We start from the raw sequence: 26793 nt of genomic DNA on the forward strand, positions 1-26793 counted from the left end.
ATCTTCAATCGAGTGTGTAAGCAGCAACAGTAGTGAGGATCCAAGATGACTGGTAAGTTTGTGGAGGATGAACTGGGCGTACGAGGAAGGTTTCCGTCCAACTCTCTGTCGGAAACACTACCTCGCAATTGGCTATCGCGGTCACTTCGAACGTGACGATCCTGAGATTAACGGCAACGATCAACAACACTGCCTTCCAGATTGTTCACCACCTCTCAACAAGCTCCACCCGTTCGTCGAGGTATCTCAACGATCGCTAACCCGACGGCGCCGCCGTCTACCGTACCACGGTCGGGGACAGATCACCTCGCGACGGACGAACGCGCACCGTCGAGTACTCGACCGGCGGGGCGCACGCAGTCGATGAACTCCGTGTCGTCCACGCGCCGTCCAAGTCGGTCGGCGTCACCACCGCGCCTTCGGATCCGGTTTCCGACTTCGACTACTGGCAGTGAACACGTCTCCGGCTAAGCATACGCGAACCGGTGGCTAACGCGGGCTCAAACGGACACCGGAAACCAACCGGCCGACGCGCACCCGTCGACTGAACCACCCCACTTACTCCGATCCGGACCGATGTCGCCGAACGCCCCGCACCACTGTCCCGATCCCGGGCGTTCCGTCGAAGACCCACAGCGCGATCGCGAGGATCGTGATCCCGAGTTCGGGCGACACCAGCGCTGCCGGCTCTAACTCGAGGAAGAAGCCGATGATGCTGTAGTCCATCTCGTCCGGATACTCGTACACGGGCGTGATCGGCCAGAGCAGCGCGCCGAGCCTCGCCCACTCGCCGGCCATCGCGGCCGGAAACATATCGGCCAGCACGTGCGACAGATACGCGCCGAGAAAGGCGCTCCCCTCCAGCCGCCGGTCGTACTGAGCCGCAAGGGCCCACACGATCGCTGCGAGGGCCGCGAGGAACAGCAGCGAGTGCGCGAGGCTCCGCCCGGAGGGGATGAGTCCGAACCGCCAGGCAAGTGGCTTGTCGATGAGGTCCGGGAGCTGCGTGCCGATCGCGACGGCGATCACCGCCGGCCCCTGCGGCGGGATCCGATACCGGGCTCTGACCGCGAGCGACACGCAGAGATAACCGATCGCAAGATGGCCCCACGGAAGCACGTCTCCGGGTGACCGTGCGGCCGGCTTGAACACACCGGTTTCCCGACGCGCTCGCGGCCATCCGTGGAAGTATGACCTCGCCGCCACTCGGGCCGTTCTGTTTCCGAATCTACATACCTCCCGCGCGTAATCGATCATGTATGGATCTCACCGATTCTCGGGTCCTCATCACCGGCGGCGCAGGCCTCGTTGGAAGCCACCTCGCGGCGACGCTGTACGACGACGGCGCGGCTGTGCGGGTCGCCGACGACCTTTCGAAGGGCGACCGCGAGCGCGTCCCCGACGGCGTCGAGTTCGTGAAGGCCGACCTCACCGACCCCGACGCCGTCGCCGAGGCGGTCACGGGAGATCTAGACATCGTCTTCCACTTCGCGGCGTACACCGACACGAACTACGACAACGACCGGGAGCTGTTCGAGGCGAACACGGCGATGACGTACAACGTCTTGGAACGCATGCACGAGGTCGGCGTCTCCAACATCGCCTTCACCTCCTCGTCGACGGTCTACGGCGAGGCCCCCCGACCCACGCCGGAGGATTACGCGCCGCTCGAGCCGATCTCCATCTACGGCTCCTCGAAGCTCGCCGACGAGGCGCTCATCTCGACGCACGCCCATTCGTACGATCTCACGGCCTGGGTGTTCCGGTTCGCGAACATCGTCGGCCCCCACCAGCGCGGGAATGTCATCCCCGACTTCATCGAGAAGCTGCTCGCGGACCCGGACCAGCTCGAAATCCTTGGAGACGGTCGCCAGGAGAAATCGTACATGCACGTGAGCGAGTGCGTGGACGCGATCCGGCACGTCGTCGAACACGCGGACGACGACCTCAACACGTACAACCTCGGAACGCGGACGACCACGTCGGTCACCGCCATCGCCGACATCGTGAGCGACGAGCTGAGCGTCGATCCCAAGTACACCTACACCGGCGGCGACCGCGGGTGGACGGGTGACGTACCCAAGATGCGGCTGTCGATCGAGAAACTCTCCAGCCTCGGTTGGGAGCCGTCGCTGTCCAGCCACGAGGCCGTCCGCCGCGGGACTCGCGATCTCGTCGCAGAGCTCGCCCCCGACGAGCAAGCGGACGCCGAGTAACTCACACTCCCATTGACATCCTCCTCCGCCTGAAGGCGGAGGAATCCCGACCGCGTTTGGGATATTAGGGTTTGCAGTCTACCACTTGTGCCTGCGGTTGGAATCCGCTGGACAAGTCATACAGGTAGACTCCGGGCTGTGCCAACCAGCCGGTACTCCTATCCCCACCCGAACTGAGTGCGGACTCGGAGTTACTTTCTTCGTTGATGTCAAGACGGATGTTCTCCGCCCCATTCACATCAGCGTTGAACGCCGCATCACACGACTCGCAGACGTACAGGCCACGTTCGACACGCTGGCTGTCATCTTCTCTACCGCAAACACAACACGTCTTGCTCGTGTTGTGCTCTGAAACTTCTACGACTTCGATGCCCTCGACTTTGGCTTTGTATTCGAGGATGTTCGAGAACCTATCGAACGCCCACCCGTGCAAGTTGAGGTTGCCGTGCTTCCCCCAGTTTTTCGACTCACCGTTGTCGTCCTCACGGACACCTGCGAGCTTCCCGATGTTTATGCGACCAACCTCCTGCTCAACACACCGTTCTACGATGTGTTTCGCTAAGGAGTGGAAGAAGTGGGTGCGGCGCTCAGACCACTTTGCGTGGAGACGAGTAGCTTCTTCGCCGCCTGAGTCCTCGCACTTAGCGATTTCTTTCGGGAAGTAGTACCCGTCCTGCTTCAAGCGGTTGCCGGGATACAAGTCGGCTTCCTTGGTACTGTACGCAACCGCCGCGAAGTTACAGATTCCGAGGTCAATACCGGCCGTCTCGTTACCCGGCGCGTTGGGCGTTTCAATCTCGTCTTTGCAGACGAGATGCAGTTCCCATCGTCCTTTTGCCTTGTCGTAGACGGCGCGAACCTGTTGTAGGTTCTCGACGGTGACGCCGGGTCGTGTTTCGTATTCGATAAGGATGTATTCCCACGCTCGGGGGTGTTCCTTGTGATTCGCGCCTTTTGACAGGCGCACTCGGTTGTTTTTAGGGTCGTGTTTGATGCCGTTTTGCTTCCACGTCACCGTGCTACGCGGGTGTTCTTCGTGGACTCGACGGCCTTCCGAGTCGTAGTAGTTTTTCTTGCGGTAGCCGGGCGGATTCGCTCGACTGTCTGACTTCCTCTTTTCGTACCACGAGTTGAAGGCTTCAGCGAGTTCCTCCAGAACGCGCTGACTGGACTGAGAATGGAGTCCTTTGTAGTTGGTGTGACCTTTCAACTCGTCTTTGAGGTCGCCGTGATCGGGAATCTCTCCGGTTTCCTCCCAGACTTCGCGGGAGTGGTAGTTGGCGACGTTCCAGAGTTTGCTGACACTCCACCCATGCTGGTCGAACATCTCTGCCACTTGGCTGTGGTTGAGGATTTTCGCTCGATGAGTGTGGTGGACTTCCAGCATTCTGAACGCCTGTATAACCACTTATACTCGCTTCTCTTGTAAAGTTTCGGAGTGTGAATGTGAAATATCCAGTCGTGCTATCGACGGCGAGTTGTGGAATGGGTTGTCGGATTCATCCCGCGCCTAAAGGCGCGGGTATTCTCCTTGCGTTTTATAATCCAACATACGTGAAATAACACGTTGGGTGGATGGAGAGCGTCACACCGCCCTCTTCCCAAAAGCTGTAGTGCGCAGCTGGCATTACACACCGATTTCCTGAGAGACCTGTCTCCAGAGGTCCCGTACCACCACGACTACCGTCACCCCGAGTACGACCGCGGAGAAGGCGCTCCAGAGTCGCACGTTGATCCCGTCGACACCCGCCCAGAAGGGCACGGCGGCCCGCGACTGCGCCGCAACGAACGGCCACAGCAGATCGGATGGGATTCGTCCGGCGAGCAGCGCCCCATGCGTGTCGCCGGCTAGGTGCAGCAGGTACGCGCCAGCGAACCCGCTGGCGACGCGCGGGCGCTCGGTACGCCACCCGTATGCGAGCACGACGGCCGCAACTGGAAGCGCGAACGGCAGCGAGTGCATGAAGACACGGCCGCTCGGGAGCACGCCGAACTGGTGCGCCAGCGGCTTGTCCACGAGGTCCGGAAACTGACTACCGAGGGCTGTCGCAAGCACCATACCCCGCGTCGGCAGGCACCGGTCTCGAACGGCGACGTACGCCACCGCGGGGAGGAGGGCAACGAGCAGGTGCTCGTGAGGGAACACACCCTTGTCTTTCATGCCGGGGCTCAAGAGCGTTCTCACCATGATCCCCGTCGGGGTGACAGAACCCTGGCGGGCTCGCTAGGAGCCCGATTGCGGTCACCGATCTAGTTGCCTCTCAGGACTCGCCTATCCGAGACGAGAGCGACACCGAGTCGACTCCTGACGGCTGAAGCCGCCAGCCCGTCGGTCGTCTCCCGCCACTCCGCGCCGGAATGGTCCCGGATGTATCGTTCACGTCCGTCATCCCCGAGTCGTCGATTGCGGTCAGGTCGATTCCGCCCACAGATTTATTATTACTAATATATCATTTCCGCCAATGACTGATGAACTGCTCCGAGCGACGGTGAGTGTTCGCGGTGTCATCATTGATCCCCGCGGCCGGGTCCTCATCCTCCAGCGCAGGACGGACGGCGAGTGGGAGCTGCCCGGCGGACGCCTCGCCACCGGCGAGGCGGTTCGTCGAGGACTTCACCGCGAGCTTACCGAAGAGACGGCGCTCTCCGTTGAGATCAACGATCCCGTGGCGACGAACGCGTGGACCAACGAGGACGGGCAAGGCCGCTTCGCCGTTCATTACAACTGTTCCACGTCTCAGAGTAACGTTGACCTCAGCGACGAGCACATGGACTGGGAATGGCTGCTTCCCAAAGAGGCGTATCGCATCCTAAGCGAGCCGCAGACGACGGCCGTCCGTGTGGCCACCGGTTCGGTGGGATCTCGCCGGCATTCTGACCAGCCGTCGCTGTCCCCCGACTAACGTCAAGTGAGGACGTGTGCGACCGCGGTGACCGGACGCTCCGTCCCATGCGGTCGCGATGACCCCTGCCGTGTCCCGTCGCACCTCCCGGTACATTGAGGCGAGACGCCTCCGGCGGTGGCTCTGGGAGATGTCAAGCCCAACTGTTGGACGATCTCACCTATCCGTCTTACCGTGTCCTTCGGTGAATTCGTCCGAAGCTGTGACCGCGTCCGCGGCCGTACCGGTTGAGATGGGCTCTGGGGCGAATGCAGCCGACCCGTAGGCCTCCGTGACCGCTTGTGGCCCCGTTCCGTCGATGTTGCCCGGAACCGGGATGGCCATCGACGAGACTGTCGAGCTGATCGTCGACATCGGAACAATGAGCACGAGACAAAGAGCACCCATCGTGACCAGCTCCAAGAGACCGAAATAGAGAGGAACGAATCAACTGCGATCGACTGAACCGGGATCAATCGGTTCGAGACGGCCCTCGAAGAGACAGGAAGATAGTGTAGCTGCGGGGGCATCTCGCCGTTGGATACCTTGTCCATTTCCTTGTCGTCTGATAATTTGACCCCGATAGGTCTACTCCGGTCACACTTGCCACCCTCGCAGTAGGGACACAGTTCCCAGACCCCGTTGACAAGTCGCCCGCACGGAGCGTTAGCGTGCTTCTCTCAGGACGCTCGCTCGCGCACTCACTATCGAAGTCATCCTTATCAAAACAGCCTGGCTCGAGCATCTATCGCTGCCACCCAGTCTCAAGTTTGCGAGGCGTTGCCGAGCTGCTGGCTTCTCGTTTGGATTGCGCTGACAATCGCTGTCGCGGCGAGCCTGTCGATGATCATGGCGGGCACGCGATCTACCCGACCGTGTCAAACCTCCTCTTGGTCTTAACAGTCAAGAGCCGCCAGCCGTTCGACCTGCGTAGCGATACGTTTAGGCCCGGGGCGGCTTAGCCAGTTCATTTTCTACCCCAGAGTTCTGGGAGGTGAGTCTCTTAGCCTTCCAGAGGATCGTCGCGCCGGTGAGTCCAACGACGTAGAGCATGAATAGGACGGCAATGATGCTGACTTCCCATACATGACTGAGCACTGCTCGTACACGATTCATGCCTCAAAATGCTGGAATCCCAGATATAAACCCGGCGCTCAAATTATCTAAAATGATTCTTAATACCACAGTCATCACGGGTGACGATGACTTCGAGTGTATCACCGTGGCCTACCGAGGCGAACACGCCATATGAGCTACTGCCGGGTTCTACTTGGACGACCGTCCCGTCGATACCAGCCCATGGTTGTCGCTGCCGGCGTACAGGCGGGTGGGCTCAGTAGTGGATCGGGGTGTGGAAAGACGACGCTGAGATGGACGCCGGCCAGGTACGAGTATTCAGTAATTGTGGAGACAGACGGTATTCACTACTCGTATGACAGTACGTCCAGCATTACCGCTATCCAGATCTGCGAGGCCCACGACCGCGGCGTCCTCGTCCCGTGGAACTCCTAGCGCCACGAGTTCTACAAGCCGATGGGGACACTCCATGACGCCGACCGTGGCGGGTTCATCTTCGCATCCGAGGTCGGCCTGCACGAGGATGTCCACGAACTCAACTTCCTCGTTGTACCCGAACATCATCTGTACCCGAAACGTATCGCCCGACGTCATCCGGTGTGACTGCCACAGCGACAGCGACGACACCCCCCGGGCTCGGATACTCAATCTGCGACGATCGCGGCTACCTCGTCGATGTGTTGTAACCGATCATCGACACTCGCGACGAGATCAAGGCGGCCATCCGTCGCGAGAAGAAACGGGACGACCCCGACGAGGATCGCCTGGCGGAACTCGAGGGGAGATCGGGCGCGCTAAAGTGGATCCTCGTCGCCTGCTTCGGCTATCAAGGGTTCAGCAACGCGAAGTTCGGCCGTATCGAGTGCCACGAGGCAATCAACGCGTTCGCTCGCGAGATTCTGCTGACGGCGAAACAGCAGCTGGAGGACGGCGGCTGGCGTGTCGTCCACGGCATCGTTGACTCCATCTGGGTGACCCCGGACCCCGACGTCGACGACGAGGACCGCGAAAACCTCGAAGGGCTCGCGACGACGATCACGGAACGCGTCGAGATTCGGCTCGAACACGAAGCCCACTATGACTGGGTGGCGTTCGTTCCCCAGCGCGAGAGCAACGCCGGCGCACTCACGAAGTATTTCGGCAAGGTGGCTGACAACGACGAGTTCAAGTTACGCGGTATCGAGGCTCGCCAGCGGCCGACCCCGTCGTTTATCGAGGATGTCCAGCGGGATTGTCTCGACCGGCTCGATGCCACGGGGTCACCGGACGCGGTGCTTGGGCGTCTCGAACGGGCAATCGACGAACTACAGGCGGGTACCGTAACAGTGGAGCGGCTCGTCGAACGGAATCGTGTCTCCAAGCCCTTGGAAGGGTACTCGCAAAATACCCAGAACGTGGCGGCCTTGAAACGGGCTCGCGATCAAAATCTAGCAGTCCACCCAGGCCAGGATATCGAGTACGTGGTCGTCGACGACGAGAAATCCTCGCGAGAGCGTGTCGCCCTCACCCACGAAGAGATAGATTCGTACGATGCGTCGTACTACGAGACGCAACTGGTCCGAACTGTCGAGAGCGTGCTTTCACCGCTCGGGTGGGACCGATCCGACATTCGGCGAGAGCTCTCCGGTGAGAGGGACGCCGTTTTGAGCTCGTTCGGAGCCACCGACAAATTGTCGTAGTGGTCCCCGCCCCTGGTTTCCGTCGTTTCGATCCAACCCCACGTTTCCGACGTAATTTTGGAGCCCCTCGTTTCCGTCGTTTGGCTCTGGTGAATCGCTGTAAGGCGGTGAGATAGGTCGTCAAATCAAAGGAAGTGAAGCGGGAAATCGTCGATGCCTATGTCGAAGATCTCCCGCTTCACGAGCAAAGCGGTACGGTTAGCTAAAAATGCTGTTGGTGGTCGAGGCGAAGCCCCCACCCCCTTCGGGGGCGGCGGCTTCGCCGACTACGCCGTCGTTTCGCTCCACAGTCTCCGGATTTACCTAGAGAAATCCTACCGTGAGGCGCTTGATCTTCTGAGCGAGATGCCGCATATTTTGGCCGAGATCGGCCTTGAAGCGGGCGAATTCCCGCATCATACCACGCTAGTAAAGGCGTTTGATAGGTTAGAGATGAAGATCTGGCGAGTGCTACTGCGCCTCTCGGCGCAGCTGCACGACACCGCCGATCACGCCGCGATGGACGCGACATTCTTCGACCGCGAAACCGCCAGCAAGCACTACTGCCGCCGGACGAACTATCGCGTTCAAACGCTGAAAGCGACCGCGCTCGTCGATACGAAAGCACAAGCTGTGCTCGACGTTCACTGTACGACCGAGAAACGTCACGATACGCAGATCGGCTGGCAACTCGCCCTCCGCAACGTGGGCGAGATTGCCAGCCCCGCCGCCGACAAAGGCTACGATTGGCAGCGATTACGCGAGAAATTGCGCGAAGAGGACGTAAGACCGCTGATCAAGCACCGTGAGTTCCGACCCATCGACTGCGCGCATAACGCGCGCATCGATGGGTCTCTGTACGGCCAAAGAGCACTGTCTGAGACCGTCTTCTCGACGATCAAGCGCACGCTCGGCCACGCGGTGCGTGCCCGAGCGTGGTACCGCGAATTTCGTGAGATCGTTTTGATGTGTGCGGTCTACAACATCAAGCGAGCCGTGAAACCGTGAAATCAAACGCCTTCTGGCGATTCACCAGAGCCATATTTTGGATAGAATTTGTTCGAGATACTCTCCCGACATGTTTCTACATATATGATATTAACCGAGTGCCTCAACTGAGCAACTGTCGTTCTGTTTTCCAGTTCAATCCAGTTCTCTACAAAATGCGTCGAGAAGATAGTGATTCTCGTAAAGCCGTGTAAACCCGTACTAGTATAAATAAATAGACCTACACGAGAACACAGCCAAGGTGGAGCCGTGTAAGTCATACCACACGCCCGGGCATCGATAACTGATCGAGACGCCTGACAGTAGTTCGACGAGTCGGCAGAGTACGTGGGTAGCCAACAAGTCCACGCGGTACTGTTCGACACGGACTAGGACATCCGTTAGCATCTCCAGCCACGGTCAATGTTAGAACTCATTTCCTGGGCCTAAGATCCCCTCTTCTATCTATTCTATTCAGGAATCGAATACTATTCTAAAATAGCTCTATCGAGAGGAATAGAACGCTATTCAAACTATTCACCACAGAGTTAAGTCGTGAGGGGATGATACTGTTGAATAGTATGAATGGCTCAGATAGCAAGAATAGTATAGATAGCACAAATAGCCCAAATGGCCCATATAGCTCGGCACAGACCGGCGGGAATTCTCGCGCTGTGTCGGTTTGTATGCTGAAGGGGGGTGTTGGCAAATCAACGATCGCAGTCAACCTCGCCCGACAGCTGGCTGCTCAAGATCACGATGTTCTCCTCATTGATCTTGACCCGAACGGTCACGCATCCGTCGGATTAGGCTATGACGACGAATACCACAACACAGAGGAAACCATTGGTGATGTCTTCTTCGACGATGCTGACCCGACCTCTGTCGTCTATGATACCGGCTACGAGTTCGACATCCTCCCCTCCAGCGAGGATCTCGAGCAGGTCGAGCGAGAGATCGTCGTGGGCGACGTGTTCCAACCCTCTGCGCTGCTCAAGCGGGAAGTCGTCGACCCACTCCTCGGAGACACGTACGACTATATTGTCACGGATTCGCCGGCGTACCGGTCCCGACTCACGGACAACGCGCTTGTCGCGACGGCGAATCTCGTGCTTCCGCTCGCGCCTGGAAACGAGGCGATGGCCGGCTTGGAGCGAACCATCGAGCGACAGATCTCTCCGCTTCGGCAGCATATGGACGTTGACGTCCTGTCGCTGGTTCCGAACATGTTGAGCGGCCGTATCGATCAACAAACTCAGGATCGCCAGCTCCTCGAACGTCTCAACTCGCACGATAGCCTTCAGGATCGCATCCCAAATTTCGCGCGGATCACGGACTGGGAGGCTGTCGACGCCGGCGATCTCAAACCCTCACCGGGCATCCGGGACCGAACCAGCATCACGAAGGCCTACGGCGAACGCAAACCCCTGCTGGACTACGATCCAGCCTGTGACCAGTTGACGTGTTTCGACGAGTTGGCGCACATCGTCGAGGCCGGCGAGGTGGTCCGTCATGAGTGAGGACGATCCGTTCGCCGACCTTGGGGAGACGCTCGAGGATGAACCGGATGACGACCCACAGGATACGGATGACGCATCTGAATCGGAGACGACCGAGGAGACCTCTGCTCGGGACTCGGTCGAGCCGCGGGACCCGATAACCGACACTGCGTTCAGCTATGAGGCTGCCAAACAGCGGCCCTTCTACGCCCGTGAGGCTACGATTGAGGACTTCGATTCTTGGCTGAAATACGAATTGGAGCGGGAGCTCAACCAGCAGGGCTACCAGAAAATCGTCGTTCGTGAGATGACCGATGCCCTCCTACGAACTGTCGTGGAGGAGGATCTCGTGGATGAAGTGGCCGAACGGTTCGAACAGGCCCGCGAATCTGCTTCTTCAGAATTGTCTGAATAGAATACTATTTTAAAATAGAATGCTATTCCACAATATCTTCACAGCCGATACTTCACGCTGTGGTCCACACGTTGAGGACGACGAACTGATCCGGTGGGAGTACCCGACACTCGGAACGATCGCGACGATTCAGGAGGTGGACTATGGACAGTGACGCTGTGCTGAGTCCTGACCGAGTGTATCGATACCGCCTCAGTCGAACGTGGGACCGAGATAATCCAACGCTCGGCTTCATTATGCTCAACCCGAGTACGGCCGATGAATCCGAAGACGACAACACGATCCGGCGCTGCCTCGGCTACGCGAAAGACTGGGGATACGGATCAATACTTGTAGGAAACCTGTTCGCGTACCGAGCGACTGATCGGTCGCAGCTTCGCGAATACGACAACCCAATTGGTCCCAAAAACGATGAACACCTCCGTTCGATCTGCGAGGAAGTGGACATGACTGTCGTTGCGTGGGGCACGGATGGGGCGTTGTACAATCGGGGTCCCGAGGTCGTCGAAATGCTTGATACCGACCTCTACGCATTGAATAGGACGAAGGAAGGACACCCTAACCACCCTCTATACCAGCCGAAGGATGCGGAACCAGAACTGTTTGATTATGGCTCTACCGGAGGTGATTGAGTAGATGCCGAACCAGCTCAGGACCACCGGTAACGGAATCATTCTCCAAGTAACCAAACCCCCTCAGAGTGCCAGCGTTGCCGAAGAGGACTCCGACAGCGACACGACCCACCGCGGGATGGCACACGAATCCAGCACTCGGGAAATGGCTACCGCGCGGAGAGTTGTTTAAACCAGGTGAGCCATAGACAATCGGTGAAAGTGTAAATGATTCGGGTCGGTGAATCAGTTTAGCCGTCAGGAAGTGCGTTCGACCTCAAGACGGCCGTGATTCTCTCGATTTGGCCCCGTGTAGTACGTCCCTTCGAGTGTTTCAGATTCAGGGTCGTACTCAACAGTGGTCGTCCCAACGTGTTGGTCCAACTCGTCATGGAAGTCGGTACCCTGATTGTTGTAATTATAGGTTAGTGTGGCTGGTCCGTTGCCGGTTAGGATGGTCGCACCCGTGCTATTTGAATTCGAGTTCGGGCCGACCAGCTCGACGAGAATCTGGTCCCACGACTGCTTGATTCGCAGAGTTGCCTCCATCTTCACGAGGCCGTGTCCGAGCTCGTTGACGGCAGCCACGTCTTCGTCGTCGTACTCGTCCGTGTCTGTGTAGAGGTGGCCGGTCCACTCGCCGCTGAGATCTGGTGGTGATCCTATTGCCACCGAAATCGGCCAGACGTTCCACAGTCCTCTCGCAACAAGGAAATATACTGCTGTTGACGCCAGTACGAACGAAATCGTCACGTTGGTGAATATCTCGTACCCCGTGAATAGGGCGACTGATGGGCCGAGATTATTAGCTATCAGAACACCCGCCGCACCGATCGCAAAAAGGGTGACACGGCGCCGGCGCAGCCGGTCGGTCGAGAACCCGTGGGTCCCGCGCATTAGAGGTCGTCGAACATCGACCGCATCTTCTCGATGTACTCCTCAGCGTCGTCAGTGTTCCACTGCGTGTTCTCATCTCCGAACAGGGCCTCCATCTCTGACACCTGATCGAAGCCAGTGATGTCCGTGCTGTCCCGTTCAAACCAGGAGAGTACGCTGTCGAACCGATCGGTGAGATCAGACGTTTTTAGCACGTGGTCGGGGACATTGTAAATCAGGCACTCGATGTAGTAGGAGGGCGTGTCGAGAGTGAGCCAGTGGTTATCGTTGTAGTGGCCTCTCGCGTTTTTGAATATCCGCACAGTCTCGCGGAAGTTGTCGTGTTTCGCGTTCCCGTTCTCGTAGTGTACCTTCGGGAAGTTGACCCACCACTCGTCACTCATGAGAGGCTTGAATATCATCCCCTCTGTGTATTCGGGGTCTCCATTCTCGGGGTAGGAATGGTAGATGCGGTACTCCTGGGCGGCGACCACGTCAACGTCGATGGGAAGCGGGTTGTGACGACCCGATATCTCGATTGCCTTTCCAGAATTATCGATGGGGTCCTTCAGTCGGTTCTCGCGATAGAACTGCCGCAGGGCTTGTACGACGCTATCACGAAAGCCATCGTCGTAGCCGTAATCAGCCGGGGAGTTTTCATCGTGGTACCGGTCCCGCTGCTCGGCGGTGAGATCGCTGAGGTCCCGCCTCCAAGGGGATCGGAGTTGTACAATCAGATCGAGGTCGCTCGACCCTCTCGTGTTGGTGTAGTTCTTGTAGGATCCCTGCGTGTAGATCGTGAACGCGTTGATGTCGGTGTGCTGAACAAGAGCTGACCGATCGCGATTCAGGTCACCCTTGATCCTCGCTCGGGCAGTCTTTGAGTTCTGATCTGCTGCTGTCCTTCGCTTGGCCCATGTGTCTGGGATCTTGGACTTCCGAACCGCCATTAATCGCCCGCCTCCGCTTCGGTTTGGGATGTAGTGTGTTCAATGGACATCCAGATGAAACAACGGCCGCCGGTGGCTTAAGCGTAGGTAGACCGGTGTGGAAGTGATAATTACCACTGGAATTTGCCAGAAGGCGGGCCATTCCCACGGGAACAAAAGGGGGGTCGGGTGGCAATTTGAACCGGCGCAGAAAGTTTATATAGCGATATACAATTTACTAAGAGCCTATGCCGCTAAGAATGACTCTCGCACCCGATACCACCGGACAAACTCTCACAAAACCAAATAGCGCCCAAAATAACATACTTTGTCTTAGTTGAGTAGTCACAAGTAAATTTTTGTGGGTCCCCGCTGTCGGTGAAGCTGAATCGATGGCACCGCCAGCTGACGGCCCTAACCCCGGGGAAACGACCGGCGATACACCCCTCGACGAGCCACTACCGAATTTTCTCGACGCCAAGGCGAAGACGATCGAAGAGACAAACTCCGACGGCAACGCGACGCAGCGATCGGGCAACTACGTTCAAGCGCTCGAACGCGTCGTCCCGGACTGGATCGAATGGATGGACCGTCGCGGGGTGACCACCCTCGAAGAACTCGACAGCCGCCATCTCGCACGCTATGCTGGCCATCTTGGACGGCGCGTGAACGCTCGGCGGGCGAATGGTGACACCGAGGGGATCACAGCCGCTACGGCGTGGAACTACTACTCGCTCGTCTCTGCGTACCTCCATTATTGCCAGCAGTGGGAGTACATTGCGGAGAATCCAGCAGATACCGACCGGGCGAAGGACGAAATGCCTGACCGACCTACGACGGATTCAGGACAACAACAGTTCTGGTCGCAACAGCAACGTGAGACAATCGTCTCACACGTCGATGAACGAGCGCACGATGCCATTGATGTCGATCCCCAGAGCCAAGAGGCACTCACCGCCGCACGTGACCGGGCTCTCGTCTACGTCATCGGGTTTTCAGGCGTGCGTGGTGCTGAGGTCTTGGCTGCCAGTCGCGATGACCGACGGACGGGGATTACCTGGGCGGACGTCGACACGGACCAGGAGATCCTGACAGTGCTAGGCAAAAGCCAGAAAACCGAGAAGGCACCGCTGACGGACCGTCCCGTCGGGGCTCTCACCCGCTGGCAGACGCTCTTAGCCCCACCCGACGATGCCTGGCCCGTGTTTCTCTCGTTCCATCTCGCCTCACTGCGTGATGCCGCACGAAGCCAGCTTCAAGATCGAGGGGTCAATCCAGAGACTGTCGATTCGATCACCAGCCTCGGCACAGCTGAGCTCGTCGACTCCTTCCGGGAACGGGAACTTACCCCACCGGCGCTAACCACTGAGGGCGGCCGATACACGCTCAAGAAGCTCTCTCAAGCAGCTGCTGTGGATTGTTCAGACGATTCGAAGAGCTATCTCACCCTCCATGGCGCCCGCCGAGGTGTTGGGGAAGCATACTACGACGAAGCGGGATTCAGTGACGCACAACGCGTTCTTCGTCATGAGGACCCGTCGACGACGTCGAAGATGTACGCTCACAAAGAGGCGAGTGAACTGTCCGACGTGGGCAGCAAGATCTTCTCATCAAAGGAGTAGCCGCTGTCGACCTGCCGTCAAGTAATTAGCGAGCCATTGAATAAACCATCTACTGCGATATTATATCGGACGCTCTTACCCGCAGTCCACCGATTTTACTCGAGAGCGTACCCCCACTCCTTGAGGACGTCGACGACATCGTCTGTATGCTGAAGTCCCACCAGTAACGCTGCTTCCCGGAGATCGGCTTTTCGAACGCTCTCTCCAAGTCGCGCCTCGATGAGCGACTTCTGCTTCCGCTGAACGTTCATCGTCTCTTCTTGGAGGTGAAGTTGGACTGTCTGATCGCGCCCGTCAGTGATACTATTTCGTCGGAGAACCCAGGGGATATCACCCGCTGAGGCGTTGTTCACACCTGTCTCGCCAGTATCCCCCGCGCCGGTTTCTATCTCCACTTCGGTAGATTGCTTTTCTTGGCCACTGCTGCCCTCATCGGCCGAGGCATCTCCTTCGAACTCCGCGTCGCTGTCGTCGTCTTCTTCCTCGTCGTCCCACCCGTTGACAGTACCTTCTTTGAATCCCCCCATCAGACGGTCACCTCCTCAGGATCGTCTAATGCGCCTGGTTCAGGCGGCGAGGGGGCCGTAATACCGCTTTGGGTTTCGAGGAATCGAGCAATTCGATCGAACTTCGCCAGCGTCTCAACCTCGTAGTCACGGCGCCGACTCCGGTGAGATCGCACGAACTCGAACGCACTACACTGGTGTCGCCAACAGCCCTCCATCATCGACGTCCGGTCGCCGATTACCTCAGGCACCTCGAAGGGCACCTCATTGACGATCTCGTTCTGGTCTTTCGTTCCCTTGAACTCAATCGGGACGGCGCCGAGGACGCCGACATCGATGTTCAACTCGTCCGCAAAGTTCGTCGCAAGCTCTTCTAAGCCCTCAACGGACGCTTCTCCCTTTGCGGATGGCTCAAACGGAATGAGGAGATTCCGCGTCGCGTAAATCGCATTATAGAGGTGATCTGACTCTGTTGCCGGCGGATCACAGATGAGAACGTCGTACCGGTCCGGCACATCGTTTTCAGCGAGGACCCGGCGAAGTTGCGCGTAGATGTTGTACGCCTCACCAAAGTCCTCTGCGCGGCTTTTCTCGCGTGCGAGGTGGTCAGAGAGATCCGAGAGTGTGTTGTGTTCCGGAATGATGTCGATGCCCTCAGCCGTTCGAATCAGGTCATCGAACTCGCCACCAGGATTGTCGACGAGATGTCGAACAAGACTATCTGCAGACGAATCACTCCGATCGTCGTCGACGTCGAACAACCGGCTTAGATTCCCGTCCTGTGGATCCAGTGGGATCACAAGGACATCAAGCCCTGCTCGCGCGTGAGCGCAAGCAATGTTCGCTGTTAACGACGTCTTGCCGACGCCGCCGGCCTCGCTGTAAACCGTGTACGAGAGCATACAGTATGATTAGAGACTAAACACATAAACGTATGTCAGACACATATCTTTGTTAGGTGTCTAAGTTAGTTAGAGAAGTAAGACACATGGCTTAGATATCTTAGATTGGTATGTAAGACACATATCTAAGATCTATCTGTGAGTTATATCCCGGTGGAATCCGTCTAATATGCTGGCATGGCAGATACGCCTCCCGACGTGGATCTCAAATCCGATTTGACAGACGATGTTGCCCTCGTGACTGGGGCAAACCGCGGAATCGGGGCCAAGATCGCTACCAAGCTCGCCGACTTAGGCGCGACCGTATACGCAGGCGCCCGAGATCCAACTGACGTTACGGAGAATCGAAGAGAAAGCCTCGCGCTTTAGCGCGGGGAGGATGTCAAACTGGATGTGACTGCCGAGGAGGAGACCCAATCGGCAGTCGATACAATCGAACGGGAGGAGGGGTCGCTTGATATCCTGGTGAATAACGCTGGGATCTTCCCCCGGTCGGGTCCACTCCATGAGATGGAACGTGCCGACTTCGACCGCACAATGGCTGTGAACCTTCGTGGCCCGGCGTTGCTGACGAAGTAGGCGCTTCCACTACTGTTAGACAGCCCAGGCAGTCGTGTTATCTCGATGTCTTCGGGGCTTGGACAGTTCACTGAGGGCCAGATGGACGGGCAATATCCCGCTTACCGGCTCTCGAAGGTGGGCATTGGCGGATTAACAGCCTACCTAGATGGTGAATACGGTGATCAAGGTCTCATAGCCAATGCCATCTCACCAGGCTGGGTTCAGACAGATATGTGCGGAGACCGTGCGGTTGGTACTGCCCATCGACCGTTGGGAATGGTTTGCTGAGCACCGGCAGGTGCTGACGGGACACAATTAACACAAATGCCAGCAATGCTGTTCGGTAGCAGTGACCAACAACGATGACTCAGGGTGGAAAGCAAATCTCCAGACCCTCGACCGCGGGTGGCGGTCGATCATCTCCCGTCCTGCCGAGCCACGCTCAACGATGAACGTCATCGAGTATGGGCTTGGAGAACAGCGGCGTGCCGAAGTATACGTGAATCGGCTCATGCGGTATCTCCTCGATCCAGCGGAACCGCATGGGATGGGCACTGACTTCTTGGAGGCGTTCCTTCAGGGACTCCCAGCCACAACTGCGTTCGACGAAGATACCCTCGACCTCTCAGACGTACGAGTCAAAGAGCAAGTCCCAATCGATGACCGCGAGGATCCGGACGCGTCCACCGGGTATGCTGATCTCGTGCTCGATATCCCGAACGAGTGGTTCCTCCTCGTCGAGTTGAAATTCTCGGCCAAAGAAACGGGGACGGAATTCTACAGCCGAGCGACGCATGTTGACGGCGTCGCTGTCGACGAATACGGGTCGGGGCAGTACTATCTCTTTCTCCATCAGCACGACCGGCCCCAAGCCAGCAGTGACACGTTCGCAAACCAAAGTTGGCGGACATTCGTGAGTGAGGTACTGGATGACTTCCTCACTGAGAACGCGCTCCGCTATCCGCAACGAACGACGACGCAACTTCACGACCTCAGAGACGATCTTCAGTCCATCACGAAAATGACCACCGACTCAGCCTCAGACCAAGAGAAGATCGCACTGTATCTTGAACATGTAGACGCAATCGAAGACGTCCAAGCCGTCTTCGACGACGCGTGGGAATCGTACGCGACAGTCTGGGGCCGTGATGTGGCCCAGCTGTTGACCGATACCGAACCCGAGGTCCACCGGTTAGAGGGAGAGCACTACCCGGAAGTCAGCGTCTCCAGAACCGATCGCGATGACGAACGCTGGATATTCCGGGCTAACGGCGGCGACTGGCAACACGTGTTCAAGTATGGCTGGTACAGACATGAGTCGTCGCTGGAGAAGCTGGCAGATCGCGCGGAGGACAGCAATGACCTCCGAATTGGCTTCTACCACCGGATGGAACGGAACCGAGACCTCGCAACGCGAGATCAGAAGTTGAAATTCAACTTCCGGAACATGGGATCGAATCCGACTGCGTTTCGGGATATCTACGCGGACCTCTTCTACGACCGCCGGAATGAATTTGAAGAGTTGCTCGCGGACACTGAGGGCCTCGTGACCGGAAACAAATTGACACTGATTGAAGGGACGTACGACATCCCAGTCGACAGCTACGAGGACTACTTCGATGCCTACACCGCCGCCCTCCATGAGGCGTTTGTTGATCTCGTCTGTGATGAACCAGAATTGATCCAGCTGATGGGCGCGACCTTCGAAAGGGCCGTTGCGGAGTACCAGTGACTACGAGTTGATTGAATGTATCACGTATTATTCTGAACAGGGCTATATTGAAGTACATCACCTGTCCAGATGACGTATGGACGGGTGTGAATCGACTGGCACGACTGGGTTTAACCCCGACAACGCCGAGTTATTGGAGACAGTTTCTGTCTCCGTGTCAGGGGATGTGACGATCCCAGAGCGAGTCTGCGATACGCTCGGACTCAACCCCCCAGGACGGGTTGCGTTCTACGAGTCGGACACTGGGGAGGTCTTCGTTCGACGCGTTCCATCAGCGTCGGAGATGGCGGGCTTTGCTGCTCGAAACGCGGAGGCAACGACGGACACTCCGGCGTCTGAACTTCTCCGTGCGAAGCGCGACAAGGATCAGCGTGATCTGGAATAGGGCTGGGTGTCGCTGTCTCGGTTGCGCGTTGGGGCCCCTGCCCCACGTACAGATTATTGACTGCTGAGTTGCGCTGAGATGAACCCCAGATTTACGACGCGAGAGGCGACGGTCCACGGGGCACGCATCACACTCGATGCTCTCGATTGCGCTCCACTCCACACTCCACGCTCACGGTTCACTCGCTCAGGGGTCAGGCTCACGACGCGGGCGACGATCCACGCTGTCGACGACGAATGACGGTGGGGCACACACGCGACTCACTCGTGGTCGACGATGCTCCGGATCGGTGCGACGGTCCACGCTCGCGATGAGGTCACTCGACGGGCGCGACGCGATCAAGGCACGTTCAACGCGGGCGACGTTAGCGATCACTCGCGGTCAACTCGCGGGACTGATTCGGTGTCGATCGGCGGCGTCGATCCATGTTCGAGTCGGTGTTGCGGCGCACCCCACGTACGGAAACTTTGTGCGCTGGAACGAGCGCAAGGAAGCGCGAGCAACGTGACGAAGCGAGTTCGACGCGCGTCGTCATAGCGGGTCGAATTGCGTCGAGACGTGTTGGGGTCAACGCGGAGATCACTCGCGATCGCTCACGCTATGGCGAGAGCTTGCACTCGATGTGCGGTCATCGTCTGCGTCGTCGACGGCGACGATCCATGAACTCATCTGGGGTTCGAGTCTGCGCTGTGCGCTGCGTTTGTCTTCGTGGTCGACGTCGTCGATCGTCTCACTTTGTGTTCGAATTCGTGGTGTCGATATGATGGTCCGCGTTGTTCTTTTCTCTGATTTCTGATATACTGTGCGAGATCGATTTCTGGTGTCGACGGCGACGATTGTGGTGCTGTTTCGAGCGCGATCAGCGCACGATTTGTGTTGGGTTTTGTGTCGTCGTCTCCACGGTCCATGGTCGTCGCGACGTTGTGGATCGCAGTCTTTCGTTGGGGCGAGGGACCCCTCCTGCTTCTCTTCTCTCCTTGTCGGAGGGGGGTATCGGCCCTAATAGTGCGGGAAGGGTGGGGGGTGGGGGAAAACCGGGGGATAATCAGGGGGTGATTAGGGGTTATTCCTTCAGGGAGGGGTGCTGTTCTTTACCCTAATCGGCTGGGAAAAAATCACCCTCTGAAAATCAGGGAGTATTTAGGGGGCATATATTCGCTCATTTTTCTTGGGGGATTCAAGATTAGGGTGTGATTCACGGTCTAAATTTTTGCCTTGCCTAAGATTAGCCGCTAAATTACCCCCCACAATTTTACCCCCTAAACAGTTAAGCGGGTGGGGTGAGATGTGATTTGTAACGAGTCCCGAGTTACAATATGAGCGTGCTCACAGACTACGGGCTGAAGGAGGACGACGTTGAGTTTCTGTTAACTGTTCATCAGATTGAGCAGAACCCTACGGAATATGATAATACGGATCCGGGGGAGACAGTCGCGAACGTCACGGTGCTGAAACAGGCATCGGGTCTCTCGAAGAACCAGATCGACTACCGTGCGCGAGATGGCGACAACAGTCGTGGGCTGGCTGGGGAGGGGTTGAATTTGATCCGCTCGTATGGCCCTCGGGTAGAGGGCAAGGAATTTGGACCGCGTTCGGTTGAGCTTACCGAGAAGGGCGATCGAGTGGTCGCTGAAATCAAGGAACTGCGATCGGGTGGGAGTGGTCAATCGGCTGGCTCAGGGAGTGCGTCTTCGGAACGGATTGCGGAGCTGGAAGCCCAAGTTTCTGAGCTTCAATCCCAAATCGAAAACTTCTCGGAAATAGCAGAGACGGTCGCGGCGATCGAGCAGAATGAGATGGGGGGTGTGAGCAGCAACATGACGACTCAAATCCGGGCGGCTTCTACCGCGATCCCGCATCACCAGTTCGTGTTTACCGAGGTGTTCGGGATCGGGATTGAGGATATGCGTGAGGTCGACGAGAATGATGAGGAAGGGATCAGGCAACTCCAGGTGACGGCGTACAACCATCTTCAACAGGCACTCGACGAATCTGAGCCAGGGGAGTAGGCTGGCGTGGACTACCGCATCTGCTCTCTCAAAATTCCGCGTCAACCTCCGACTGAATTCCTGTCTAATTGAGTGGTTTCGGTTGGAGAACCCGCCGGCGAAACCGGTGGTTGACCGGCAAATCTCTTTTCACTTTATCACTACCTTATCGGGGTGAAAACAACACGGTCGGACAAGCCAATTCGAGTCCCAATCACGGTCCAGTTACTCGTCGGCTTCACCCCGGTCGGTCTCACCTGTTGAGCCCGACCCACTTTCCGCGTCGTTGGTATCTGATTGTGACTCCTCCGGCACAGTTGGTTCATCGTCGGTGAAGCCTTCCATCATGCTTGACCGCATTCCCACGGATTCGACATCGACACTCGAACTGTCGGTCTGGGAATCTGTATCGGCTATGCTTGCCCACGATTCCATGACCTCGGAGGTGCCTGTATCGCTCTCATCGGAACCACTACCTTGGGCTTCGGGATCGCTGATACCCGGGTGGGTGTTCTGTGACTTGTCGCTGTCATGGTCTGCTGAATCGCGCTCCTCGGCTTCGGATGACTCCTCGGCCGTTGCTGTGCCCTCGTCTTCACGGGTCGCCTCGGCTATGCCCTCGCCCTCATCCTCCTCGCTGATCTCCTCCGGGAGTACGATCAGGTTGATGGCCTCGCCAGGCGTCGCCGCCATGTAGTCGGAGTCGGTGGCAAGAGAGTTCACGATCGTCAGGAGGACAGTTTCCTGTTGTTTGGACAGCGTGTAGTCGCGCGCAGCGGCGTCGCTGATCTCCTCGACGGTGAGGTCAACCCGGTTGTCACTCGCGATACGCGCCGGTGTGGGCGCCTCCTCAAATCCCTCAACAGTTGGGGCGTCGCTGGCCGGGGAGCCAGCACTCGATCCGCTCTCCCCCACCCTCTCGCCATCCTCGGCAGCTTTACCGCCGGCCTCCGCGTCGCGCTCGTCGACAGCCTCGTCGGTAGTCGCGTTCTCGACTTCGCCCGGGCCTTCGATCTCGCCGGCGTCGACGTCGTCAACGGACTCAACGCCGAGATGATCGAACAGGGGGGTACACTCGCCGCGGTGGTAGAGTTGCGGCTGGTCGTACTCCTCGTTGTCGCCGTCCGGGAAGATGATGATCTCGAAGTCCTCGTGGTCAGGCCACTCGGGGAAGCGCGCTTCGGGGATGAACGGCCCTCGGAAGGGCACCCAACTGTCTTCAAGCTCCTCTTTGCTCGGGTAGTGTAGCTTCTCGCCGTCGTTGTAGACGACAAACTCGCCCTCGCTCTGGTCGTACTCGTAGTAGGCCGGGACGGCGTTCTTATCGCCTTCGTGGGCGGCCTCCGGGCCCTCAAACCGAGCGACTTCCCCATCCGGCGCCGGCTCCTTGTCACCAACCGCGGCGACGACCTCGCCGGTGTCGGTGTCGCGGTACCAGATCATGCTCATCGTCCCCTGTCCCTCGTCGTCTTCGTCGCGCCGCTCGCGAAGGGCGACCTTCTCGTCGCCAACACGGTAGTCGCCCCCACCGTCGTTGTAGTAGCGTAGGTTCCCGTCTTCCCCGGGAGACTTGCGGAAGGCGACCTCATCGCTGACGACCTCCGTGTTCTGTCGCTGGCCTTCGGTCTCGTAGATGACCTTCTCGGCGCGTTCACCCCAGTAGGTGAAACTGCCGTGGTTCGCGGACCCGTCTTTCACCGCAAAGACGCACTTCTCGCCTTTCTCCATCGCTTTCCGGAGGTTGGTGAACGTCTGGAACGGGTACTTGATCGTCGACGTCTCCGCCTCGATCGATACGTCGTTCGCACCGGCGAAGTTCCACACGCCGGGGTACTCCTCGCGAAGCCGCTCCCGCCGCTCGTCGATCGCGTCCAGCATCTTCGACCGTGACTGGTCCTCGTCGACGTCGGTCACGTCGATCGGCGCCTCTGCGACGCCGTCCGGCATCTCCTCGCCTTCCTGCTCGGGAAGCCACGACACGTAGCCGATCTGCGTGAACGCGACGTAACATTGGCCGAGTATCCAGCGGTGGTCGTCGCCGCCGCCGGACCCGGCACTCCCCGTGTCCTGTTGGAGTACGACCCCGCGCCCTTCGGGGGTGAGCTTGATCTTCTGTGTTCCGCCCTCACGCTCTCGCTCGACGTAGCTGCCGTTGACCCGCTCGTAGATGTTCGACAGCTCGGAGAGGCTATCCACGGTCGAATCCTCAAGCCGGGCTACGAGCTCGTCTTTCGCAGCGTCGGTGGGGACAAACTCGTCGGCCTGCTTGCCTGCCTGAAGCCGAGCGGCGAAGATGGATTCCAAGACCGTATCGAGGTGGCGCTCGACGACGCTCTCGGGGTCGTCCGCCGTCGACGTCCCGAACGCCTCGGGCGTCTCGCCGGCGCTTCCAGCGCCTTCGCTGCCGGACATGGGCGTCGTCGACGCCGCGGTGGAATCCCCGCTGCTTCCGCCGCCGAGGGTGGGGTTTTCCGGCCCCGGGACGGCCATTTGTAGTTCGCGGGCAAAGTGCATCTTTTCTTCTTTCGTATCGACCATCGCTATATCCCGCCCGATACCGGTCTCCCACCGCCCTCCCCCCTCGTTGAACAGGAGGTTCTGGTAGACTTCCTCGTCGGACCGGCGCTCGCGACCGACCTTCCGGAGACTCGCTTCGATCGCGGCGTCCCGGGCCTCGGCGTCACGAACAGGTGGGAATGGCGGGTGCGCGTAGACGCGGAACGCTTCGGACCGCTCCATGTTCTCGGAGATGGTCGTCCGCATCCAGTAGTGGTAGTTGACCTCCTCGGTCAGATCCTCGGGGTCCAGCCCTAACTGCGTACAATAGGTCCGGGCGGATTTCTTGTCGCCCGGGTTGAACGACATGATGGTGTCGCAATTGGTCGTGATCGCGTCGACGACGTTGCTGGGCAGTTGGGCCGGATACTGGTTGGCGAGCGTCATGGCGAGCCGATACGACCGGCTCTCGGAGATCATCGACGGGATCGTGTCGTCCGCAAGCGCGAGGTTGTCAAACTCGTCCGCGAACAGGTAGAAGGGCGACCGCTGGTGTTCCGACTGGGTGGCCCGGCCCCGGATGTGCGACCACACCCGGCGGATGACCGCCATCCCGAGCATCTGCTTGAGTTCGCGCGGCTCGGAGCCCATCCGCACGATGATGATCTTGTCGTTGTCGATCGCGTCGGGGATGCTCACCCCGCCGGAGCGGAACCCGATCATCCGGCGGGCGACAGGGTTCTGGATCCACGGGAGGAACCGGCCGAGTAGCGGCTCAAGGTCGTCCTCGGGCATCTCGGCGACGGTCTCCATGTGCGGGGTGATGAACCGCATCCCGGCCTCTTTCAGCCGTGCCGTAAACTCGTGGCGTGACGCCTCCGATTTCAGGACATAATACATATCGACGAAGTTCATCTCGGGGGCGTCGTCCGGCGTCCGGGAGTTGTAGAGGTTCATCCCCGTGATGATCGACTGGGCGACGCGGTTCATCCGCGGGCCCCAGTAGTCGTCGTTCGCCGCGAGCATCTTCTTCAGGTCCTCAACGAGCGACGCAAGGGCGGCGTTGTACGCGTCTTCCTCGGGGTCCATGTTGAGCGAGATGAAGTTGAACCCCGAGAGATAGTCCCCGGTCGCACCCGGCTCGATCCACACGACGTCGTCTAACCGGTGTTCCGGCATGATCTTCATCAAGCGGCGGGCGTCGTCGCCCTTCGGGTCGATGAAACAGAGTCCAGCGCCGGACTCGATGAGCTGTCGGGCGTCGTTGGTCAACAGCGTGGACTTACCGTAGCCGGTGACGCCGAAGACCGCGCGGTGGCGGAACAGGTGGTCTTTGTCGATCGACGCGTCGCGACCGTTCCGCGTGCCTTTCCCGACGAACAGCGGTGCGTCCGGGTGTTCGCGCGGGAGTTCTTCAAGGACTCTCCGGGCACTTCCGGCGGCGTAGACCTCGCGACCGTCGTCCCCGGCCTTCAACTCGTCCGGATCGATCTCGTCGGGGATCCCGATCGACTGGATCTCCTCGCCGTACATCGTGTTGCGGTCGCGCTCGGTGTAGGCGTAGTCGAACTCTGGGAGGTTTGAGAGACCGTTTTTGACTCGGGCGAGTTCGCGCTGGATCGATTGAAGTTGTGCTCTGGTCGCCGTCTTCGGGAGCCGTTCAATCGTGACAAAGTCCTTGAGCCGGCGCAGATCGTAGGCGATACGGTCAGTCGTCGGGTTCTCGTCCGGCGGTGTCCACGTCGGGGATTCACCGTCGACTGTCAAGTCGTCGACGGCGCTGAGTACGCCGGCGACGTACTCGATCAATTCCTGCCGGTGGTCGATGCTGAGGCGGCGACTCTCGACCTGCTCCGCGGTCTCCTCGACCTTGCGGCGGAACGTCACCAGATGGTCCTCGCTCACGTACTCCGTGTTCTCATCGTCTTCGTCGTCTGAACCGAGTATTCTGTCAAACATGGGTGGTCGGTATCTGCTCAAAACCCCGATGGGGTCAGAAGTCGCTGCGGCGGTTGTCTCCCCACACGTTTTTTTCGTCGTCCTCGTCGCCTTCGTCATCCGCGCCGCTCTCGTCGGCGTCGGTACCGGCCCAGCCGGAGTCACCGTCTGCTCCCCCGAATATGGGGTCGGAGTCACCCCTCTCATTGGGGTCTGGATCCGGGTCTCCGACTGTGGTGTCTTTACGGCGCTCCTCGGCAGGGCCGGGTGAACGACTCTCTGCCGATGGGGCGCTGTGCGTTCCGGTAGGTCCCTCACCGCCCGTCTCGGGTTCCGGTGACGGACTGGGGCTGCTGTCCGGCGTACTGGATCGGTAACTTCCAGTACTGCCGAAGCTCGCATCGCTGTACCCGGTATCGTCGTCCTCGCGGCTCTGTTCGACGTCGTCTTCCTGCTCGGCTTCGGCGGGGATCCCCGGACCAGTCTGCTGTTTCGCCCAATCGACGACGGGGGTGTTGATGCTGTCGTTGGGGATGTGGGCGATCGACCCGAGCGCGCTCACCGTTTGGAGTACCGCGGGCTGTCCGGGGCCGATTTTGAGCCGCTGGCTCCACGGGACTGAGTGGGTCCGCTCGGCCATCTCCCGGAGGTGATGTGGGATCTCGTCGGGGCCGATCGCGACGGGGTCAAGCCCCTGCTCGGTGAACGAGTTGTAATACTTCTCGAAGTCGCTCGCGACGGTGTTACACCGCCGCTCGGCAATCTCTTTGTGCGGCGAGATCGCCAACACCCGGACGGTGAAATAGTACCCCTTCGCGCCGTGGAGCTTGTCGATGATCTTCGCGGTGCGGCTCCGCTTGGCGCCGGGGTCGCGGAGATCGAACCCTTCGACCATGTTCCCGACGACCTCGCCCTCTTTGATCTTGGCGGCGGCGTCGGTGACGTTGAGGCCGTAGGGGCGGCGCTTGGTCCATACGTCGCGTGCGGGCTCGAAGACGGTCTGGACCATGACCCGGCAGTCCTCGGCGGCGACGCGGCGGCCGTCGCTGGTCTGGTCTTCCTCGACGACCATGTCGGAGGTTATGTCGCCGTAGGGGTCGACCTCGAAGTCTTCCTCGGCGATTTTACACTTGATGGGGTAGTAGAACGGCCGCTTGAGCCGCATTTCGGCCATAGAGATGTAATCGCCCTGATCGAGCGTGGGGAACTGCTTGTTGGCCTCGCTGATCTGGGCGTCGGGGTAGTTTTTCCGAAGCTGGCGCTCGAACTGGTTGGCGTCGACGCGGGTGTCGGGCTTGAAAAAGAATTGGAGCTTCCCACCGTCGTAGACCATCTCGTGACTGTGGATGTGAGAGTTGGTCGTAACGAGTTGGTGTCGCCCGATCCCGACTTTGCTCTCACGAGGTTCGTGGATGGTTTCGTAGAGGTTGATACTGGCGTCCATCCCTTCGTTCTCTCGCGGGGGACGCACGCGGAGACGGGGCCCGGAGTCGCCTTTGGCCTCTGCGAGCCC

General features: G+C 58.8%; 19 protein-coding genes and 3 pseudogenes. 12 read left to right on the top strand and 10 right to left on the bottom strand.

Translation table 11 applies throughout. The annotated features are described in order from the left end of the window. Positions 1-558: 558 nt before the first annotated feature. Positions 559-1152 carry a metal-dependent hydrolase gene (locus B378_RS0101870; protein WP_321162973.1) on the bottom strand — a complete coding sequence of 198 codons (594 nt, stop codon included), beginning with the start codon at positions 1150-1152 and terminating at the stop codon, positions 559-561. A gap of 107 nt (positions 1153-1259) precedes the next feature. Here B378_RS0101870 and B378_RS0101875 point away from each other — a divergent pair, with 107 nt between their 5' ends. Next, entirely contained in the window at positions 1260-2216 is a 957-nt protein-coding gene (locus tag B378_RS0101875; protein WP_017342133.1) for an NAD-dependent epimerase/dehydratase family protein, read from the top strand. Positions 2217-2280: 64 nt separating this feature from the next. Here B378_RS0101875 and B378_RS0101880 read toward each other — a convergent pair whose 3' ends face one another. Together B378_RS0101880 and B378_RS0101885 are read right to left on the bottom strand one after the other, a co-directional pair. Then, positions 2281-3603: an RNA-guided endonuclease TnpB family protein gene (locus B378_RS0101880; RefSeq protein ID WP_026046135.1), complete on the bottom strand. Its 1323-nt coding sequence runs from the start codon at positions 3601-3603 to the stop codon at positions 2281-2283. A 240-nt stretch (positions 3604-3843) separates the two neighbouring features. Further along, positions 3844-4404: a metal-dependent hydrolase gene (locus tag B378_RS0101885; protein WP_017342136.1), complete on the bottom strand. Its 561-nt coding sequence runs from the start codon at positions 4402-4404 to the stop codon at positions 3844-3846. 274 nt (positions 4405-4678) lie between these two features. On the opposite strand from B378_RS0101885, the gene B378_RS0101890 reads away from it, so the two are divergent. Both B378_RS0101890 and B378_RS17510 read left to right on the top strand, forming a co-directional pair. Then, a complete protein-coding gene (locus B378_RS0101890) occupies positions 4679-5119 on the top strand; it encodes an NUDIX domain-containing protein (protein WP_017342137.1) in 441 nt (146 codons plus the stop codon). Between the two features lie 551 nt (positions 5120-5670). Beyond that, positions 5671-5805 (top strand): annotated as a pseudogene (locus tag B378_RS17510) (metal-dependent hydrolase); the annotation flags it as partial. Between the two features lie 235 nt (positions 5806-6040). Here the strand turns inward: B378_RS17510 and B378_RS16660 are convergent. After that, on the bottom strand, positions 6041-6214 hold the full coding sequence (locus B378_RS16660; RefSeq protein WP_017342139.1) for a hypothetical protein: 174 nt from the start codon (positions 6212-6214) through the stop codon (positions 6041-6043). Positions 6215-6547: 333 nt separating this feature from the next. Between B378_RS16660 and B378_RS16195 the strand changes: the two are divergent. The 5 genes and pseudogenes from B378_RS16195 to B378_RS16200 all read left to right on the top strand — a co-directional run. Continuing rightward, positions 6548-7854: pseudogene (locus B378_RS16195) on the top strand (type B DNA-directed DNA polymerase); the annotation flags it as partial. Positions 7855-8013: 159 nt separating this feature from the next. Next, entirely contained in the window at positions 8014-8841 is an 828-nt protein-coding gene (locus B378_RS0101925; RefSeq protein WP_017342142.1) for an IS5 family transposase, read from the top strand. A gap of 560 nt (positions 8842-9401) precedes the next feature. After that, entirely contained in the window at positions 9402-10340 is a 939-nt protein-coding gene (locus B378_RS0101930) for a ParA family protein (RefSeq protein WP_082224220.1), read from the top strand. Beyond that, positions 10333-10734 carry a hypothetical protein gene (locus tag B378_RS0101935; RefSeq protein ID WP_017342144.1) on the top strand — a complete coding sequence of 134 codons (402 nt, stop codon included), beginning with the start codon at positions 10333-10335 and terminating at the stop codon, positions 10732-10734. Before B378_RS0101930 ends, B378_RS0101935 begins: the two co-directional genes overlap by 8 nt. Positions 10735-10877: 143 nt before the next feature. Beyond that, a complete protein-coding gene (locus B378_RS16200) occupies positions 10878-11366 on the top strand; it encodes a DUF1643 domain-containing protein (RefSeq protein ID WP_026046138.1) in 489 nt (162 codons plus the stop codon). A gap of 237 nt (positions 11367-11603) precedes the next feature. On the opposite strand, the gene B378_RS0101945 is transcribed toward B378_RS16200, so the two are convergent. Further along, positions 11604-12242 carry a hypothetical protein gene (locus B378_RS0101945; RefSeq protein WP_017342147.1) on the bottom strand — a complete coding sequence of 213 codons (639 nt, stop codon included), beginning with the start codon at positions 12240-12242 and terminating at the stop codon, positions 11604-11606. Beyond that, positions 12242-13171 carry a hypothetical protein gene (locus B378_RS0101950; protein ID WP_017342148.1) on the bottom strand — a complete coding sequence of 310 codons (930 nt, stop codon included), beginning with the start codon at positions 13169-13171 and terminating at the stop codon, positions 12242-12244. Before B378_RS0101950 ends, B378_RS0101945 begins: the two co-directional genes overlap by 1 nt. Positions 13172-13542: 371 nt before the next feature. On the opposite strand from B378_RS0101950, the gene B378_RS0101955 reads away from it, so the two are divergent. Further along, positions 13543-14772: a site-specific integrase gene (locus B378_RS0101955; protein ID WP_017342149.1), complete on the top strand. Its 1230-nt coding sequence runs from the start codon at positions 13543-13545 to the stop codon at positions 14770-14772. A 95-nt stretch (positions 14773-14867) separates the two neighbouring features. Here the strand turns inward: B378_RS0101955 and B378_RS0101960 are convergent, their stop codons facing one another. Beyond that, entirely contained in the window at positions 14868-15299 is a 432-nt protein-coding gene (locus tag B378_RS0101960; RefSeq protein WP_017342150.1) for a hypothetical protein, read from the bottom strand. Continuing rightward, the gene (locus B378_RS0101965; RefSeq protein WP_017342151.1) at positions 15299-16180 is read right to left on the bottom strand and encodes a ParA family protein; all 882 of its coding nucleotides are present in this window, start codon (positions 16178-16180) and stop codon (positions 15299-15301) included. The genes B378_RS0101960 and B378_RS0101965 overlap by 1 nt, the downstream gene beginning before the upstream one ends. Before the next feature lie 177 nt (positions 16181-16357). Between B378_RS0101965 and B378_RS15725 the strand changes: the two are divergent. The 3 genes and pseudogenes from B378_RS15725 to B378_RS0101980 all read left to right on the top strand — a co-directional run. Beyond that, positions 16358-16990: pseudogene (locus B378_RS15725) on the top strand (SDR family NAD(P)-dependent oxidoreductase); the annotation flags it as partial. Positions 16991-17090: 100 nt separating this feature from the next. Further along, positions 17091-18473, top strand: a complete 1383-nt coding sequence (locus B378_RS0101975) for a PD-(D/E)XK nuclease family protein (protein ID WP_237738312.1) — start codon at positions 17091-17093, stop codon at positions 18471-18473. Between the two features lie 1701 nt (positions 18474-20174). After that, positions 20175-20867 (top strand): hypothetical protein, encoded by a 693-nt coding sequence (locus B378_RS0101980; RefSeq protein WP_017342154.1) that lies wholly within the window; start codon positions 20175-20177, stop codon positions 20865-20867. A gap of 204 nt (positions 20868-21071) precedes the next feature. Here B378_RS0101980 and B378_RS16010 read toward each other — a convergent pair whose 3' ends face one another. Continuing rightward, complete coding sequence (locus B378_RS16010) at positions 21072-25400, bottom strand: type IV secretory system conjugative DNA transfer family protein (RefSeq protein WP_192812427.1); 4329 nt, start codon at positions 25398-25400, stop codon at positions 21072-21074. Further along, a complete protein-coding gene (locus B378_RS16970) occupies positions 25336-26724 on the bottom strand; it encodes a hypothetical protein (RefSeq protein ID WP_017342156.1) in 1389 nt (462 codons plus the stop codon). The genes B378_RS16010 and B378_RS16970 overlap by 65 nt, the downstream gene beginning before the upstream one ends. Between the last annotated feature and the right edge of the window lie 69 nt (positions 26725-26793).

Origin of the sequence: Halorubrum sp. T3 (genome assembly GCF_000296615.1) — an archaeon.
In the GTDB taxonomy this organism is placed as follows: Archaea; Halobacteriota; Halobacteria; order Halobacteriales; family Haloferacaceae; genus Halorubrum; species Halorubrum ruber.